This window comes from uncultured Gimesia sp. (assembly GCF_937919775.1).
Lineage (GTDB): Bacteria > Planctomycetota > Planctomycetia > Planctomycetales > Planctomycetaceae > Gimesia.
On sequence record NZ_CALFPF010000534.1, the window covers coordinates 1 to 1,953 of the forward strand.

Annotated in this window: 2 protein-coding genes and 1 pseudogene; all 3 read right to left on the bottom strand. The window is 52.0% G+C overall.

Going from position 1 to position 1,953, the window contains the following annotated elements; all coding sequences use genetic code 11:
- Positions 1-74: 74 nt before the first annotated feature.
- A complete protein-coding gene (locus Q0294_RS15330; protein WP_299467188.1) occupies positions 75-425 on the bottom strand; it encodes an exodeoxyribonuclease VII small subunit in 351 nt (116 codons plus the stop codon).
- A gap of 72 nt (positions 426-497) precedes the next feature.
- Positions 498-1,727, bottom strand: a complete 1,230-nt coding sequence (gene xseA, locus Q0294_RS15335; RefSeq protein WP_299467190.1) for an exodeoxyribonuclease VII large subunit — start codon at positions 1,725-1,727, stop codon at positions 498-500.
- Positions 1,728-1,761: 34 nt separating this feature from the next.
- Positions 1,762-1,953: pseudogene (locus tag Q0294_RS15340) on the bottom strand (sugar phosphate isomerase/epimerase); the annotation flags it as partial.

A 1,953-nucleotide genomic window follows, 5' to 3' on the forward strand; every position in this document is an offset into this window, starting at 1 on the left:
AATGGCCAATTGTTGAAGTGATTGTGACATAGTTGATTCGATTGTACTGTCAGTGAAATGATTGTGACCAGTTTTTAAAACAAGGTTCGATCATTGTTACTTTTCTCTTCGTCATTCTTTTTGGGATCGCTTTTTCGACGTCCTGTTTTGGAAGGGCCTTTACTGTCGATTGATGCGGTCGCATCGAAGTCCTCCAGTACAGGGTTTCCGTCCGCATCGACGCGGGTCAGAATCTCGATTTTCTGCTCGGCTGATTCGAGAGACTGATAGCAGGACCTTAACAGTTTCACGCCCCGTTCAAAATGTTCCATCGACTCTTCAAGACCGGCTGTCCCTTCTTCCAGGGTATGCACGATCTCCTGTAATTCTGCCAGAGAGTCTTCAAATAGAGGGGTGTCCGATGTTGCTGCTTTTTTCTTTGCCATGTGATCAGGTCTTATTCAATGAGCATTGACTGCTGGTTGTAAAACAGTGGTTGTTTACGTGTTTGATTTTGATTATGGTTCCTGTGAAACGTTCTGAACGTGACTGGTGATGGTGCCGTCAGAGACATGAGTGAGTAGGAAGTCGCCCGGGGTAATCTGTTTGATTGATTTGACAATTTCCGTTTCTGTATTTTGTTTTCCGGTTTCGACGCGTGTGATACTATAACCGCGGCTTAATACTTTCAACGGACTCAGTGCATCCAGTGCAGAAGACAGATGTTTTGTTTCCGATTGATACCGGGAGAGCAGTTCGCGCGTGCTGCGTTTCAATCGGCGGTCGAGTTCATCCAGTTGTGCAGCGCGGTTGTGAATCAGATCCAGCGGGCGCGTCAGGGCAGGGCGGGCTGCCAGTGCATCCAGCTGCAGGCGAACCTGACGGGCGCGCTGTTTCAGGTTGTTGACTAACTGGCCTTTCCAGTGTCTCAACGTCGACAGCACATCGGACTGCAGGGGAACTGCCAGTTCAGCCGCCTCACTGGGAGTTAATGCCCGGCGGTCTGCGACGAGATCGGCGATGCTGATATCAATTTCATGACCGACCGCACTGATGATCGGAATCGGGCAGTCAAAGATGGCGCGGGCGACGACTTCTTCGTTGAAGGCCCAGAGATCTTCCAGACTGCCACCGCCCCGCCCGGTGATAATCGTATCCACACCGGGGATACGGGCGGCGATTTCAATTCCGGCGGCGATCTGTTCTGCGGCGCCCTCTCCCTGGACGGCGACGGGGACGATGACCAGATCGACGGCTTTCCAGCGTCTCGTGATGACTTGCAGCATATCGCGGACGGCGGCGCTGGTGGGGCTGGTGACCAGTGCGATCTTTCGTGGAAACTGGGGGATCGGTTGCTTTTGTTCGGGGTTGAACAATCCTTCCGCAGCCAGTTTTTCCTGCATTTGACGAAAGGCCAGTTCGAGCGCACCGACTCCCTGTGGCAGGAGTTGTTCGATATTGAGTTGATACGTGCCTCGTGCCTGATACACTTCCACCGGTCCGGCGGCTACGACTTCCATGCCGTCTTCAATCTGAAATTTCAGTTGCGACGCGGTCCGTTTCCAGATTACAGCTCGGAGCTGGGCGGCGTCATCTTTTAATGTCAGGTAGACATGGCCGGAACTGGCCATCGTACAGTTTGAAATCTCGCCAACCACCCATGCGTAGGTAAAGTTTGCTTCAACCAGATTTTTAATCTGGCGGGTGGTTTCCGTGACAGACAGGATTTCCGGTTCCAGGAGTGACATAGGATTGCTTCAGATAAATGCTGGACGTTACAGATTAGATGAGTACAGATTCCAGATAGGTAATTGCGCGGCGACAATCTTCGACTCGCTGTTCACCTTGTGTGCGATCGACGGTGAGCCAGTCCTGGTAACCGGTTTCCGAAATCAAAGCCAGGAATTGATCCCACATGACCATACCCTGTCCCAGCGGAACTTCAACACCTCCCTTATCCATTTCCCGAATCGC

Excerpts from the sequence above, each read along its gene's own strand:
- xseA (WP_299467190.1), bottom strand. The coding sequence starts at position 1,727 with ATGTCACTCCTGGAACCGGAAATCCTGTCTGTCACGGAAACCACCCGC.
- Q0294_RS15330 (WP_299467188.1), bottom strand. The coding sequence starts at position 425 with ATGGCAAAGAAAAAAGCAGCAACATCGGACACCCCTCTATTTGAAGAC.